General features: G+C 73.9%; 14 protein-coding genes. 5 read left to right on the forward strand and 9 right to left on the reverse strand.

Annotation, left to right across the window (positions count from 1 at the left end):
• Window positions 1-22: 22 nt before the first annotated feature.
• The 6 genes from ABD208_RS03755 to ABD208_RS03780 all read right to left on the reverse strand — a co-directional run bounded on the left by ABD208_RS03755 (window position 23) and on the right by ABD208_RS03780 (window position 5,941).
• Window positions 23-1,456, reverse strand: coding sequence for an NAD(P)H-quinone dehydrogenase (locus ABD208_RS03755; RefSeq protein ID WP_344099629.1), 1,434 nt, complete (start codon window positions 1,454-1,456; stop codon window positions 23-25).
• A 4-nt stretch (window positions 1,457-1,460) separates the two neighbouring features.
• On the reverse strand, window positions 1,461-1,928 hold the full coding sequence (locus tag ABD208_RS03760; RefSeq protein WP_344099631.1) for a hypothetical protein: 468 nt from the start codon (window positions 1,926-1,928) through the stop codon (window positions 1,461-1,463).
• A gap of 64 nt (window positions 1,929-1,992) precedes the next feature.
• Window positions 1,993-2,499: an NUDIX domain-containing protein gene (locus tag ABD208_RS03765; RefSeq protein ID WP_344099633.1), complete on the reverse strand. Its 507-nt coding sequence runs from the start codon at window positions 2,497-2,499 to the stop codon at window positions 1,993-1,995.
• A gap of 92 nt (window positions 2,500-2,591) precedes the next feature.
• On the reverse strand, window positions 2,592-3,053 hold the full coding sequence (locus ABD208_RS03770) for a hypothetical protein (RefSeq protein WP_344099635.1): 462 nt from the start codon (window positions 3,051-3,053) through the stop codon (window positions 2,592-2,594).
• 75 nt (window positions 3,054-3,128) lie between these two features.
• Window positions 3,129-5,012 carry an acetyl/propionyl/methylcrotonyl-CoA carboxylase subunit alpha gene (locus ABD208_RS03775; RefSeq protein ID WP_344099637.1) on the reverse strand — a complete coding sequence of 628 codons (1,884 nt, stop codon included), beginning with the start codon at window positions 5,010-5,012 and terminating at the stop codon, window positions 3,129-3,131.
• 251 nt (window positions 5,013-5,263) lie between these two features.
• Window positions 5,264-5,941 (reverse strand): Maf family protein, encoded by a 678-nt coding sequence (locus ABD208_RS03780; RefSeq protein ID WP_344099639.1) that lies wholly within the window; start codon window positions 5,939-5,941, stop codon window positions 5,264-5,266.
• Between the two features lie 50 nt (window positions 5,942-5,991).
• On the opposite strand from ABD208_RS03780, the gene ABD208_RS03785 reads away from it, so the two are divergent.
• A complete protein-coding gene (locus ABD208_RS03785) occupies window positions 5,992-6,726 on the forward strand; it encodes a crotonase/enoyl-CoA hydratase family protein (RefSeq protein ID WP_344099641.1) in 735 nt (244 codons plus the stop codon).
• Between the two features lie 99 nt (window positions 6,727-6,825).
• On the opposite strand, the gene ABD208_RS03790 is transcribed toward ABD208_RS03785, so the two are convergent.
• Together ABD208_RS03790 and ABD208_RS03795 are read right to left on the reverse strand one after the other, a co-directional pair.
• On the reverse strand, window positions 6,826-7,965 hold the full coding sequence (locus ABD208_RS03790) for an adenylate/guanylate cyclase domain-containing protein (RefSeq protein ID WP_344099642.1): 1,140 nt from the start codon (window positions 7,963-7,965) through the stop codon (window positions 6,826-6,828).
• A gap of 219 nt (window positions 7,966-8,184) precedes the next feature.
• Entirely contained in the window at window positions 8,185-9,087 is a 903-nt protein-coding gene (locus ABD208_RS03795) for a biotin--[acetyl-CoA-carboxylase] ligase (RefSeq protein WP_344099644.1), read from the reverse strand.
• Window positions 9,088-9,211: 124 nt separating this feature from the next.
• Here ABD208_RS03795 and ABD208_RS03800 point away from each other — a divergent pair, with 124 nt between their 5' ends.
• The 4 genes from ABD208_RS03800 (at window position 9,212) to ABD208_RS03815 (ending at window position 12,801) form a co-directional block, all read left to right on the forward strand.
• Entirely contained in the window at window positions 9,212-10,813 is a 1,602-nt protein-coding gene (locus ABD208_RS03800) for an acyl-CoA carboxylase subunit beta (protein ID WP_344099645.1), read from the forward strand.
• A 94-nt stretch (window positions 10,814-10,907) separates the two neighbouring features.
• Window positions 10,908-11,564, forward strand: a complete 657-nt coding sequence (locus ABD208_RS03805; RefSeq protein ID WP_344099647.1) for a hypothetical protein — start codon at window positions 10,908-10,910, stop codon at window positions 11,562-11,564.
• Window positions 11,561-11,797: an acyl-CoA carboxylase epsilon subunit gene (locus tag ABD208_RS03810; RefSeq protein ID WP_344099649.1), complete on the forward strand. Its 237-nt coding sequence runs from the start codon at window positions 11,561-11,563 to the stop codon at window positions 11,795-11,797. The genes ABD208_RS03805 and ABD208_RS03810 overlap by 4 nt, the downstream gene beginning before the upstream one ends.
• A complete protein-coding gene (locus ABD208_RS03815) occupies window positions 11,794-12,801 on the forward strand; it encodes a hypothetical protein (protein ID WP_344099651.1) in 1,008 nt (335 codons plus the stop codon). The genes ABD208_RS03810 and ABD208_RS03815 overlap by 4 nt, the downstream gene beginning before the upstream one ends.
• A 29-nt stretch (window positions 12,802-12,830) precedes the next feature.
• On the opposite strand, the gene ABD208_RS03820 is transcribed toward ABD208_RS03815, so the two are convergent.
• Window positions 12,831-14,552, reverse strand: coding sequence for a DUF885 domain-containing protein (locus ABD208_RS03820; protein ID WP_344099653.1), 1,722 nt, complete (start codon window positions 14,550-14,552; stop codon window positions 12,831-12,833).
• Window positions 14,553-14,583: the final 31 nt, after the last annotated feature.

Raw genomic sequence — 14,583 nt, forward strand, 5'->3', positions numbered from 1 at the left:
GAGGCATTTACCTGACGGTGATTCAGCGCTCCTGGACGCGGGCGTCCAGGACTCGTGCCGCCTCCGCCGTCGTGCCCGAGAGGGACGGGTAGATGGTGAACGTCGCGGCGACGTCGTCGACCGTGAGGTGGTTCCGGACGGCGAGGGTGATCGGGAAGATGTACTCGCTCGCGCGCGGCGCGACGACGACGCCGCCCAGCACGACGCCCGCCTCCGGGTGCGCGAACAGCTTGACGAAGCCGTCGCGGACGCCGGTCATCTTGGCGCGCGGGTTGCGGGCGAGCGGCAGCGTCGTGGTGATGTAGCGCGAGTTCTGGCCCTTGAGAGCCTCCTCGCTGTAGCCCACGGTCGCGATCTCGGGGGCGGTGAAGATGTTGGAGGCCACCGCGCCGAGCCGCAGCGGCACGACGGCGTCGCCGAGCGCGTGGTGCATCGCGATCCGGCCCTGCATCGCGGCCACCGACGCCAGCGGGAAGACGCCCGTGCAGTCGCCCGCGGCGTAGATCCCGCGCACGGAGGTGCGCGAGACCTTGTCGACCTCGATGTACCCGCGGTCGTCGAGGACGACGCCGGCCTTCTCGAGCCCCATCCCCTCGGTGTTCGGCACCCCGCCCACGGCCATGAGCACGTGCGACCCCTCGATCACCCGCCCGTCGGACAGGGTCACGGCGACGCCGTCGGCGGTCCGCACGGCGGACTCCGCACGGGTGCGGGACAGCACCGTCATCCCGCGCGAGCGGAACACGCCCTCGATCAGCTCGGCCGCGTCCTCGTCCTCGCCCGGCAGCACGCGGTCGCGCGAGGACACCAGCACGACGTCGGCCCCGAGCGCGTTGTACGCGCCCGCGAACTCCGCGCCGGTGACGCCGGACCCCACCACGATCAGCTTCTCCGGCAGCTCGGTGAGGGAGTACAGCTGCGTCCAGGTGAGGATCCGCTCGCCGTCGGGCTGCGCGGTCGGCAGCGTGCGCGGCGTGGCGCCCGTGGCCAGGAGGATGGTGTCGGTCTCCAGCACGCGGCCGTCGTCGTCCGGGCTGCCCGGCGCGTCGACGACGACGCGCGACGGGCCGTCCAGCCTGCCCGTGCCGTTGACGACCTCGATCCCCTCGCGTTCCAGCCGCCCGCGGATGTCGGCGCTCTGCGCCTCCGCGAGGGCCAGGACGCGCTTGTTCACGGCCTGCAGGTCGACGCCGAGGCCGTGCACCGACGTCCCGTCGGACGTGCGGATCCCCAGGTCGGGGGCGCGCTCGGCGATCGTCATCCACTCGGCGGTGGCGATGAGGGTCTTGGAGGGGACGACGTCGGTCAGGACCGCCGCCCCGCCCAGCCCCTGGCGTTCGACGACCGTGACGCGGGCGCCCAGGCTCCGCGCGACGAGCGCGGCCTCGTACCCGCCGGGACCACCCCCGATGACGACGACGTGGCTGGACGCGGACCTGGGTGACGGGGTGCTCACACGGTCAGCCTACCGAGCCGTCCAGCAGGATCTCTCCTTCGGCGAGGCGCAGGTTCGTCACGGTCAGGCCGGGGAGCTTGGCCTCCAGGAGCCGTTCGACGTCGACGGCGATCCTCGCGTCCTGCTGGATGTCGACGACGCCCGGCGGCAGCTTCTGCTGGGCCAGGGCCTGCTCGATGGGCCCCGCGGCCATCGACAGCAGCTTGTGGGCGGGCATCCCGGCGGCGTTGGCCTCGACCTGGAGCGTGGCGACGCCCGCGACGAAGGCGACCACGCGCACGTCGGCGCGCACGATGGGAGCGATCCGGACGGCGAGCTTGAGCGGGCCGGGTAGCGCGTCGATGCGCCGCAGGTCGGCGACGACGCGGACGACGTCGCCCTCGCCGCTCACCGAGGTGATCACGGGCGGGACGGGCTGGCCGGCGACCTTGACCAGGCCCAGGACTTCGGCGGGAGTGATGCGGATATGCACACCGCGACCCTATCCCGCCCCCGGCGAGGCGGGCGGACATCCGGCCACGTGGTCGCGCGGCGGTCTACGGCCGCGGCAGCAGGGCGAGCAGCTCCGGCAGGGCGGCGGCGAACGGCGGCAGCAGGGCGAGGGTGCCGAGCTCGTCCATCCGGGCCCAGCGCACGGTGACGCTCTCCGCGTCGGCGGCACGGGGGACGACGTCGGCCCCGGCCCGGACCTCGGCGACGATCGTGGTGTACGTCCAGGCGTCGTGCCGCAGCACGTGCTCGCCGACGACGACGACGGCCGCCGCGGCGACATCGGCCTCCTCGGCGGCCTCGCGCAGCGCGCCGTCGCGGGCGCTCTCCCCGGGGGCCAGCGCACCGCCGGGGATCCCCCAGGTGTCGCCCATGTGGGACCAGGGCGCGCGATGCTGCAGCACCAGGTGACTCGGGACGCCGTCGTCTCCGCGCCGGACGAGCAGCAGCCCGGCGGCGCCGTACAGGCCCCAGTGCCGGTGATCGCCGCAGGCGACCCACTCGTCCCCGGCGTGCCGGGGTAGATCGGCAGGTGGCTTCAGTGCTTCGGACACGCCCGCCAGTCTGGCAGACACGACGCCGGGCCGTCGGACCTGATCGTGTTTCAGGTCCGGCGGCCCGGCGGCGGGGTGCTGCGAGGGACCGGTCAGGCCGGGGAGCCCTCGATGGTGACCTTGCCGTCGTCCAGGACGACGCCGGTCACCGAGGCGACCTTGTCCTTCAGGACGTGGGCCAGGTTCACCGAGAAGGTGCCCGAGCCGAGCGACACGACGTCCTCGGGCAGGCCCTTCTCCTTGAGGAGGCCCTTGACGACCGGCTGGGCCAGGCCCAGCAGCTTGCCGACCGGGAGGCCCGCGGCGTCGGCCTTGAGGTCGAACGTCGCGACGCCGTCGGTCACGTCCCGGACCACGAACGACGCGTTGAGCGTCGGCACGATCTTGGCCGCGGCCTTGACGGCCGTCGGGGCGTCGACCAGCTTGCGCAGGTCGGCCTGCGCCGAGGCGGTGCCGTCGTCGACCTTGACGTCGCTGATGAACGTGGGCAGGCCGGAGCCGGGGCGAACGAGGGCGATGGCCTCTTCGGGGGTGAGTGTCAGTGCTTCAGTCACGGGCAAACACTAGCGGAACCAGGGAGGCCGAATGACCACGTCAGAGGGAAGATCGCGGGGCCCTGCGCCCCGGCCTCAGTCGCCTTGCGCCGAAGTGATCTCGCAGATCGCCGCGCCCGCCGTGACGCCCGCTCCCGGCTCGGCCGTCAGGGACGTGATCGTGCCCGAACGGTGCGCCACCAGAGGCTGCTCCATCTTCATCGCCTCGAGGACGACGACGAGGTCGCCCTCGGCCACCGTGTCCCCCTCGGCGACGGCGACCTTGACGATCGTGCCCTGCATCGGCGAGGCGAGCGTGTTGCCCGTGACCGCGGACTTCGCGCCGCCGGAACGGCGCGCCGGGCGGCGGGCGGCGTTCGCCGTGCGGGCACGGCTGGCGGCCACGCCCAGGCCCGCGGGCAGCACGACCTCGAGCCGGCGCCCGCCGACCTCGACGACGACGCGCTCGGCGAGCACCTCGGGCTCGGCCTCGGGTGCCGGGGCGGCCGGAGCGGTGCCGGCGAGAGACCTGACGGTCTCGGCGAACTCGGTCTCGATCCAGCGGGTGTGGACGCCGAAGCGCGCGTTCGCCGCGACGTCGTCGGCCGTCGTGCCACCGGGCAGGGTGCCGGCCGGCGACGCCTGCGGCGTCGCCCCGGCGACCGAGGCGGTCTGCAGTTCCTTGACCTCGGCCAGCTCCGGGACGAACGCCGGGGCCTCCAGCACCGCGCGGTGGAAGGGGACCACCGTCGGGATGCCCTCGATCCTCAGCTCGCGCAGCGCGCGGCGGGCGCGCTGGACGGCCTGGGTGCGCGTGGCGCCGGTGACGATCAGCTTGGCGACCATCGAGTCGAAGTTGCCGGAGACGACGTCGCCCTCGACCACGCCCGTGTCGACGCGCACGCCCGGGCCGGACGGCCAGACGATCTTCTCGAGCTTGCCGGGGGCCGGCATGAAGTTCGCGGCCGGGTCCTCGCCGTTGATGCGGAACTCGAAGGAGTGGCCGCGGATCTCCGGGGTGCCGTAGCCGAGCTTCTCGCCCGCGGCGACGCGGAACTGCTCGCGGACCAGGTCGATCCCCGTGACCTCCTCGGTCACCGGGTGCTCCACCTGGAGGCGGGTGTTGACCTCGAGGAACGAGATGGTGCCGTCCTGGCCCACCAGGAACTCGCACGTCCCGGCGCCCACGTAGCCCGCCTCGCGGAGGATCGCCTCCGAGGCCTCGTACAGGCGCGCGGTCTGCTCGGCGGTGAGGAACGGCGCGGGGGCCTCCTCGACCAGCTTCTGGTGGCGGCGCTGCAGCGAGCAGTCGCGCGTGGAGACCACCACGACGTTGCCGTGCGCGTCCGCGAGGCACTGCGTCTCCACGTGCCGGGGCTTGTCCAGGTAGCGCTCCACGAAGCACTCGCCGCGGCCGAACGCGGCCACGGCCTCGCGCACCGCGGACTCGAACAGCTCCTCGATCTCGTCGAACGTGCGGGCGACCTTGAGGCCGCGGCCGCCACCGCCGAAGGCTGCCTTGATCGCGATCGGCAGGCCGTGCTGCTCGGCGAAGGCCCGCACCTCCGAGGCGTCCGCGACCGGGTCCGGCGTGCCCGGGACCAGCGGCGCGCCCGCGCGCTGCGCGATGTGCCGGGCGCTGACCTTGTCGCCCAGGGACTCGATGGCCGACGGCGGCGGCCCGATCCACACGAGCCCCGCGTCCATCACGGCCTGGGCGAACTCGGCGTTCTCCGAGAGGAACCCGTAGCCCGGGTGGACGGCGTCGGCCCCGGAACGGCGCGCGACGTCGAGCAGCTTGGTGATGTCGAGGTAGGTCTCGCCCGCCGTGGTCCCGCCGAGCGCGAACGCGTCGTCGGCGAGGTGCACGTGCATGGCATCCCGGTCCGGGTCGGCGTACACGGCGACCGACGCGATCCCGGCGTCGGCGCACGCCCGCGCGACACGGACGGCGATCTCACCGCGGTTGGCGATGAGCACCTTGGAGATGCTGGCGCTGGGTACACGAGAACTGGGCACGGCTCACGGTAACGCGGGCGGGCGACCTCAGGGGTGTGGAAAGTCCGCCAAGCGGACCGGGGACCATTTGGAGGAATCCACCATGAGCGCTGGTGATCGGCGGTTCCGGCGGCTGATCAGGCGCGGGAGTCTGTGGATTTCCGCAACCTCCCCGGCTTCGCGCCAGAGCTCTGTCCGGGCCGGGGTTCCGCCGGGGCCCCGGTGCGGCGGAATTAGGCGGGGTCGGTGCCGCTCTCGCCCCCAACGTTCCGGAGGTTCCGCCAGGGAACGCCGATGTCGGCCAGGAGGGCGCGCAGCAGCGGCAGGCTGATGCCCACGACGCCGTGGTGGTCGCCCTCGATCCGCTCGACGTACGGCCCGCCCAGGCCGTCGATGGTGAACGAGCCCGCGACGTGCAGCGGCTCGCCGGTGGCGACGTAGGCGTCGATCTCGGCGTCGTCCAGCTCGGCGAACCAGACCGTGGTGGAACTGGTCGCGCCCAGCGTGGCGCCGGTGCCGCCGTCGGCGGCCTCGCGCAGGTCCACGAGCCAGTGGCCGGAGTGCAGCACGCCCTTGCCGCCGCGCATCGCGCGCCAGCGCTCGCGCGCCGCCGCGGCGTCGGCGGGCTTGCCGACGACGGCGCCGTCGATCTCCAGCATCGAGTCGCAGCCGACGACGACGCCGCCCGCGATCCCGGCTCCGGTTCCTGAAGGGCTCGCGACGTCCTCGGCCTTGGCCTGGGCGAGCCGCAGCACGGCGTCGGCAGGGGTCAGGTGCTCGTTGCCCGCGCGGGCCGCGGCGAGCACCGCGTCCTCGTCGACGCCGGACACCCGGACGAGGGGTTCCACCCCTGCCGAGCGCAGCGTCGCGAGCCGGGCGGGGGAACGGGAGGCGAGCACGAGTCGGACCACGGGGCCAGGCTAGCCGGGTGCGAGCAGGCGAGCGGGCTACGCTTCGCGGCGTGGGTCATATTGCGTGCGAGGTCAACGACGGCGTGGCGCGGGTTCGGCTCGACCGGCCCGGCAAGCTCAACGCGCTGAGCCTGGAGATGCTCCGGGACCTGGCGGTCACGGCGCGGCGGCTGCGGCGGGAGCCCGCGGTACGGGCCGTGATCCTCTCGGGCGAGGGGCGGTCGTTCTGCGCCGGGCTCGACCTCAAGGCGGCGGCCGGCGACCCCGGGGGAGTGGCGCGGGCCTTCGTTCCCACCTGGCGCGGGACCAATCTGTTCCAGGAGGCGTGCTGGGCGTGGCGGCGGCTTCCCGTGCCCGTCGTCGCCGCCGTGCACGGGCACGTCCTCGGCGGCGGGCTGCAGCTCGCGCTCGGCGCCGACCTGCGCGTGACCACGCCCGACGCGCGATGGTGCGTCATGGAGGTCGCGCGCGGGCTCGTCCCCGACATGGCCGGGATCCAGGCACTGTCCGAGCTGACCGGGCTGGAGACCGCCAAGCGGCTCACGCTGACCGCCGAGGAGTTCTCCGGGACGCGGGCGGTGGAGCTCGGCCTCGCCGGGACGGCGTCGGACGACCCGATGGGTGCGGCCGAGGCCCTCGCCGCGACGATCGCCCAGCGACGCCCGGAGGCGGTCCGCGCAGCGAAACGCCTGCTCAACGGGACCTGGCCCCGAGGGCCGCTGGCGACGTTCGCCGCGGAACGAGCGGCCCAGCTCCGCCTGCTCCCGGGCGCGCTCCGCCGCTGAGGTCCGGCCAGGTCGCGAACATGTCATGTCGGTCGATGGGAACGCGGCCATCGGCCGGGATGACATGGTCGCCCGGGCTCCGGGGGCTCGGGGGACCCGTCAGGCGCCGTAGGCGCGCTGGAGGCGGACCGGGGTGAGGGGGCCCAGGCCCGGGACCTCGCGTTCCGGCTGGCGGGTCAGGGCGTAGCGGGCCGGCATCGTCGCCAGGATGTCCGCGGTCGCGGTGTCGACCAGGACCGTCGACGGCTCCGACTGGTCCGTGAGGCGCGAGGCCAGGTTCACCGACGGGCCGAACACGTCGCCGAACCGCGACAGCACCCGGCCCCAGACGAAGGCCACCCGCACCGGGATCTCGGGCTCGCCGGGCTGGGCGGTGCCGAGGTCCGCGCCGGTGGCCTCCGCCAGGCCGAGGGCCACCTCGGCGCCGGTTTGCGCGTCGTCGGCCACGAACAGGATGGCGTCGCCGATGGTCTTGACGACGCGGCCGCCGCAGGTGGTGATGATGTCCCGGGCGCCGGCCTCGAAGCGCTGCACGAAGTCCGCGAGCTCCGCGGACCCGAGCCCGGCGGTGCGCTTGGTGAAGGAGACGATGTCGGCGAACCCGACCGCGCGGGGCAGGGGGAGCTGGTGGGCGTCGTGGTCGGCGTCGTCCCGGGCGCCCGCGAACTCGATCGCCATCCTGCCCGTGAGGGCGGCGAGCTGCCGCCGCCAGGCGTGCTGCAGCTCGCGGCCCAGCACCTCGGCGAGGTCCGGCAGCCGGTCGAGGGCCAGCAGGCGGGCCGACGTCTCGTCCAGGTCGTACCGCCGAGCCAGGTGCTCGACGAGCGCCTCGACCTGCCACAGCGCGAGCCGTTCCGTGGTGTGCCCCATGGCGCGGACGAACGCCATCCGCGCCCTGTTGTCCATCTCCTGGGCGCGGAACAGCTCGTCGACCTCCTGCAGCGCGAGGATGTCCGACGCCGTGAAGCGGGGGTCGGTCTCGTGCTCGTGGTCGACCGGCAGGCCCATCCAGCGCCAGAAGTTGTCGATGGTGTCCTCGTCCAGGCCGCTGCGCTCGACGAGCTCCGGGTACGTGAACTCGCGCGGTCCGCCGAGGATCGCCTCGTCGAGGCGCGTGGCGGTGTCCGAGCCGACGCCGTGGTGCGGGGTCTCGCTCTTCCCGGCGGCTTCGGCCCCGGGGCCTGTGGAGGTCCCGGGGGTCTCGGGCTCGGGATCGTTCTGGTCGCTGTGGCGGAGCACGGCACCAGCCTATTGGGTAGAGCTGTGCCGGCGGCTCGTGTGCTCGTGGTGCCGGGCTGTGCCGTGCCGAGCCGGCCGTGCCGGCCGTGCCGAGCCGTGCCGGCCGTGCCGAGCCGTGCCGAGCCGGCCGAGCCGAGCCGGGCCGACGACGCCGTGGCGGCCACTTGGCCGGGCCCGCCCCGTCATGCCGGCCGGTCCGAGGGCCGCAGGGGCCCGGCCTCAGGAGCGCCGCAGGTGGTGGACGTCGCCCGCCGCGACCGTTCGCTCCTCGCCCGCGTCCGTGCGGATCACCAGGGCGCCCGTCGCGTCGAGCCGCACCGCCTCGCCCACGATCTCACCCGCCCCGGCCGCCAGCTCCGCGCGGACGCGCGTGCCGAGCGTCGCGGAGACCGCGGCGCACTCGGCGGCCAGTCCCGAGGCGTCCGGGTCCCCGCCGGCCAGCTCCCAGCGCCCGGCGGCGGCCACGACCTCGTCCAGCAGCGCGACGAGCAGCGCGGTCCGGTCGATCTCGCCGAACCCGGCCAGGGCCAGCGAGGTCGCGGTCTCGACCGGGAGCTCCTGCTCCGTCTGGGACACGTTGAGGCCGATCCCGAGGACGACGGCGGCGCGTTCGCCGGGTCCCGTCCCGGTTCCGGGCACGACCTCCGTCAGGATGCCCGCGACCTTGCGGAAGGTCCCCAGGCCGTCCCGCGGCGGCTCGGCCTTGACCAGGACGTCGTTGGGCCACTTCACCGCCAGCGGTCCCGTGCCGTCGTCGTCCCCGCTGCCCGCCACGGCGGCGCCGCCGTAGGCGCCGTGCCCGGTGTCGTACCGGGACAGCACGCGCACGACCGCGGCCCCCGCGAGCAGCGGGAGCCAGCCGAGGCGCTCGGCCGGGACGGCCGGGCGCAGCAGGACCGACACGGTCAGCGCGGCCCGCGGCGGCGCCTCCCAGCTGCGGCCGGCGCGGCCACGCCCCGCGGTCTGATGCTCCGTGACCAGGGCCGACGGCGCCGGCCAGGCGCCGGGGTCGGCCCGCACGGCCGCGACGAGCGCGGTGTTGGTGCTCGGCGACTCGCCGACGACGTCGACCCGCCCGAAGCCGCTGACCTTGATCTCGTCCGTCCGCAGGGATTCCCTCATGTCCTCATCCTGCCGTCTGACAGGGTCCAGCGCCCTGACATGTAGGCATCGCACAAAGCCGAGGGGTGTCAAGGTGCTGACGTACCCATCGAGTTGGGTGGAATCGCCAACTAGGCTCAGGTGCGTGAACGACGCCATCGCCACCGCGGCACCTGCGGGAACCCAGGCCAAGCTCGCCGATCTCGACGCCCGCCGCGCCGCGGCCGTCACCGACCCGGAGGTGACGGCACAGTCCAAGCAGCACAAGCGCGGCAAGAAGACGGCGCGCGAGCGCATCGACGAGCTGCTCGACCCGGGCAGCTTCGTCGAGCTCGACGCGCTCGCGACGCACCGCAGCCGCAACTTCGGGCTGGACAAGAAGCGCATCCCGGGTGACGGCGTCGTCACCGGGTACGGCACGATCGACGGCCGCCAGGTGTGCGTCTACTCGCAGGACTTCACCGTGTTCGGCGGCAGCCTCGGCGAGGTGCACGGCCAGAAAATCACCAAGGTCCAGGACCTCGCGCTGCGCACGGGCGTGCCGATCATCGGCATCTCCGACGGCGGCGGCGCGCGTATCCAGGAGGGTGTCGCGGCCCTGACGCAGTTCGCGGAGATGTTCCGGCGCAACGTGGCGGCGTCCGGCGTCGTCCCGCAGATCTCCCTGATCCTCGGGCCGAGCGCGGGCGGCGCGGTGTACTCGCCGGCCCTGACGGACTTCATCGTCATGGCGGACGGCACGTCGAACATGTTCATCACCGGGCCGGACGTGATCCGGTCGGTGACCGGCGAGGACGTCGACTTCGAGACGCTGGGCGGCGCGCGCACCCACAACGCGACCTCCGGCGTCGCGCATTACATGGCCAGCGACGAGGACGACGCCCTGGACTACGTGCGTCACCTGCTGGGCTACCTGCCGCAGAACAACCTGGGCGACGCCCCCGCCTTCCCGGCCGAGGACACCCCGCTGGAGGTCACGGCCGACGACGAGGCGCTGGACGCGATCATCCCGGACTCGGACAACCAGCCGTACGACATGCGCACGGTGGTCGAGGCGGTGCTGGACCCGGAGTCGTTCCTGGAGGTCCAGCCGATGTACGCGGCGAACGTGCTCACGGGCTTCGGCCACGTGGAGGGCCAGGCCGTCGGCATCATCGCGAACCAGCCGCTGTCCATGGCGGGCACGCTGGACATCTCCGCGGCGGAGAAGGCCGCGCGGTTCGTGCGCACCTGCGACGCGTTCAACATCCCCGTGCTCACCTTCGTGGACGTGCCGGGCTTCCTGCCGGGCGTCGACCAGGAGCACCAGGGCATCATCCGCCGCGGCGCGAAGCTCATCTACGCCTACGCCGAGGCGACGGTCCCGCTGGTCACGGTCATCACCCGCAAGGCGTACGGCGGCGCGTACATCGTGATGGGCTCCAAGCAGCTCGGCGCGGACGTCAACCTCGCCTGGCCGACGGCCCAGGTCGCGGTCATGGGCGCGGGCGGCGCGGTGAACATCCTGCAGCGCGGCGCGCTGAAGAAGGTCGCCGAGGAGGGCGGGGACGTCGAGGCCGAGCGGGCCCGGCTCACCTCCGAGTACGAGGAGGCGATCGTCAACCCGTGGGACGCCGCCGAGCGCGGCTACGTGGACGCCGTGATCCGGCCGTCGGAGACGCGTGTGCAGGTGGTGCGTGCGCTGCGGGCGCTGCGCACCAAGCGCGCGAGCCTGCCGCCGAAGAAGCACGGGAACATCCCGCTCTGATCCGCCGCCGGCGCTCACGCCCGGGCACCCAGGCACGCCCATTACCCTTGACCTCTCACGGCCCGTCCCCGGCCGGTCCCTTCGGAGGAAACCCATGAGCCACGAGGACGCCACGCACGGCCCGGCACCGCTGGGCTCCGTGGATCCCGAACCGCTGCATCGCGCGGTGGACGAGCTCGCCGCCGCCCTGCACTCGTACGTCCGCACCGCGGTCGGCGTGCGCTCGGAGTTCGGCGCGGCCGAGGCCGACCAGGATCCTCGCGTCCACGCCCTGGAGGAGAAGGTCGGCGAGCGCAACGCCGCCCTGTTCGACACGCTGCACGGGGCCCTCGGCATGCACCCGGACCTCACCTCCTCGATCTGGGAGCCGCACTCCGACACCCCGGACGCGGAGGACCGCGCACGGGAACGCGCCGACTCGTTCTACCTGAGCTTCCTCGTGGTGCCGGGGCACCTGGAGTCGTCGCTGGACGGGGCGCTCGCGGAGCTGGACGCCGCCGGTGAGGCGGTCGCCGAGCGGCTCAACGCCGTCGGCTACGACGTGCTGGAATGGGTCTCCTCGCGCGGTGCGGCGGCAGGGTTCGACGACGAGCTGGCCGAGGACGGCCCGTTCGGGGACGACCCGCGGTACGACGGCGGGCCGGACGACGCCGACGGCGGGCGGGAGGGCCGCGACGGTGCCGGGCGGGACGACGTCGTCGGCTCCGACGACGACAACGGCCGGGACGACTTCAGGGAGGACGAACGGTGAACGCACAGGTCCGGGTGGTACGCGGGGCGCCCGACGACGAGGAGCTGGCCGCGCTGGTGGCGGGCCTGGCGGCCGTGGCCGCCGCCGTCGAGCCGGAGGACGCCGCGCCGATCGACGAGTGGACCAACAAGTCGCGCGTGCAGCGCGGCAACGGTGCGGCCACGGCGCAGAACTTCGGCGGCCGGTCCGGCCGCCACAACGCGGACGCCTGGCGCTGGAGCCTTCGCTCGTGACGGAGCGGCCCCGGGTGGCCGGCGCGCTGGTCGAGTCGCCGCTGCAGCTGCTGTGCACCATCGAGGCGCACGCCGCGGGCCTCGGCGGGCACACCACGCGCGTGCACGTGCGCGACGACGTGCCCACGCTCGCCCAGGCCCGCAACGCGCTCGAACGCGCCGCGCTGCCGGACGGCCTGCACACCGACGTGCGGCCGGTGGGACACGAGATGTGGTCGTGGCACCGCAACCGGATCGTCGGCGAGATGTTCTCCGGGATCGTGCAGACCGCGCTGCTGACGCGGCCGGTCACGTCGGTCACGATGGTCGACGACGGCCTGGCGGCCCTCGACCTGGACCGGATCCTGACCTCGCCCACCGGCGCGTTCGTGCGTTCCGCGGTCCCCGCCGGCGCGGCGCGGCGGGCGCTGGGCCGCAGGACCGCCGCCCGGCTGCGCGCGCTGGCCGAGCGCGGCGGGCTGACGCTGTTCACCGCGCTGCCGCTGGCGGCCGAGGCGCTGGCGCGGCTGTCCGGCGCCGGGGTGCGCGTGGTGCGCAACGAGTTCGACTGGTACACCTCGCAGCCGCTGGAGAGCGCGCCCGCGGAGCCGACGGTCGTGGTGGGGTCCGGTCTGGTGGGGGCCGGGTTCGTGGACACCGACCCGTACCTGGAGTGGGTGCTGTCGCTCGCGGCCCAGGGGCCCGTGCTCTACGTGCCGTACCGGCGTGACGAGCCCCTGGTGCGGCGGGTGCTGCGCACCACGCCCGGCGTGACGATCGCGGATCCGGGGGCCGTCCTGGAGCTGCGGCTCTCGGGGATGCGCTCGGGGCAGCGCGTGCTGAGCCTGCCGACGACGTCGAGCGTGCTGCTCACCTCGATGCTCGGGCGCCGCGGCGTCGCGGTGGACGTGCGCCCGGTCCCGGACGACTGGTGGACCGAGGGCGTCCCCGACCAGGTCCGCAAGGACGCGGCGGCCCTCGCGGACCTGGCGGGCGACGCCCGGGCGGCCACGGACCGCCCGTAGGAGACTCCTGTAGGGGACTCCCGTAGGGACTACTCGGCGGCGTCCGGGTAGACGGTCAGGGCCTCGCGCAGGACGTCCAGGCCGACCGAGCCCAGGTTCAGGGCGTTGGCGTGGAACGCCTTCGCGTCGAACTGCCCGGCGCGGGCCTCGGCCGCGGCCTTCGCCTCGTCGCGGATCTCCTCCCAGAGGCGCTGCCCGATCTTGTACGACGGTGCCTGGCCCGGCCAGCCCAGGTAGCGGTTGTACTCGAACCGGATGAACTCCTCGGGCATGTTGACGTTGGCGCGCAGGAACTCCCAGGCGGTGTCCGGGTCCCAGGTGTTCCCGCCCCAGGCCGCCGGCGCCTTCAGGCCGAGGTGGACGCCGATGTCGAACACGACGCGGGCGGCGCGCATCCGCTGCCCGTCGAGCATGCCGAGGCGGTCGCCCGGGTCGTCCAGGTAGCCGAGATCCGCCATGAGCCGCTCGGCGTACAGGGCCCAGCCCTCGCCGTGGCCGGAGACCCAGCAGGCCAGGCGGCGCCAGGAGTTGAGCGTGTCGCGCGCGTGCACGGCCTGGGCGCACTGCAGGTGGTGGCCGGGAACGCCCTCGTGGTAGACGGTCGTCTTCTCGCGCCAGGTGTTGAACTCGGTGACGCCCGGCGGCACGGACCACCACATGCGGCCGGGCCGGGAGAAGTCGTCGCTGGGCGGGGTGTAGTAGATGCCGCCGTTCTGCGTGGGCGCGATCATGCACTCCAGCGTGCGGATCGGCTCCGGGATGTCGAAGTGGGTGCCGGCCAGGTCGCGGATCGCGGCGTCGGACGTCTCCTGCATCCAGGCCTTGAGCGCGTCCGTGCCCGCGAGCTTCCGCGCCGGGTCCTCGTCGAGCTTGCGCACCGCGTCCTGCACGGTCGCGCCCGGCCCGGCGATCTCGCGGGCGACGGCCTCCTGCTCGGCCGTGACGCGGGCGAGCTCCTCCACGCCCCAGGCGTAGGTCTCCTCGAGGTCGATGGTGGCCCCGAGGAACCGCCTGCTGAGCAGGGCGTAGCGGTCCCGGCCGACGGCGTCGGCCTCCGGGGCCAGCGGCGCGAGCTCGGTCTCCAGGTAGTCCGCCAGCTTGCCGTAGGCGGCCCGTGCGCCGTCGGCCGCGCGGCCGAGATCGGCGGCCAGGGCGTCCTGCCCGTCGCCGAGCGCCGCGCGCGCCGCCTCGCCCGTCACGAAGGAGGTGAAGAACGAGCCGTCACCGGCCAGCTCGCGCGCCTGACCGACGCACTCCCGGACCTGCCGGATCGCGGCGACGTCACCGCGCGAGGCCGCCAGCCGGAGCGACTCGGTGAAGCCGTCGATCGCGCCCGGCAGGCCCTGCAGGCGCGCGGAGATGTTCTCCCAGGCCTCGACCGAGCCGGTGGGCATCACGTCGAAGATGTCCCGCAGGCCCTGCACGGGCGAGGCGATGTTGTTCAGCTCGGCCAGGTCCTCGCCGGCGTCGTGCAGCTCGAGCTCCAGGCCGAGCCGTTCGCGCATGGCGGCAATGGTCACGTGGTCGATCTCGTCGACCGGGTCGACGGCGGCGAGGTCGTCGAGCGTGGCCCGGTTCAGCGCGGCGAACGCCTCGCGCTGCGCGGGATCCAGGGGGTCGATCAGGTGGTCGTACCCGGCAAGGCCCATCGCGGTGGCGTCCATGGGGCTCAGCGCGGCGTGCTTGCGCAGGTGGGTGTCGGCGACGGCGTCGACGGCGGTCGGTTGTCTGGTGCCAGTGGGTTCGGTCACAGCGTGAGGTTACTTCCTCGTGAAGTCGTGG

The sequence above is a fragment of the Myceligenerans crystallogenes genome (assembly GCF_039529775.1).
GTDB lineage: Bacteria > Actinomycetota > Actinomycetes > Actinomycetales > Cellulomonadaceae > Myceligenerans > Myceligenerans crystallogenes.

Bases quoted from the DNA above. Each gene is read 5' to 3' on its own strand.
- ABD208_RS03795 (WP_344099644.1), bottom strand. From the start codon at position 9,087: ATGAGGGAATCCCTGCGGACGGACGAGATCAAGGTCAGCGGCTTCGGG.
- ABD208_RS03805 (WP_344099647.1), top strand. From the start codon at position 10,908: ATGAGCCACGAGGACGCCACGCACGGCCCGGCACCGCTGGGCTCCGTG.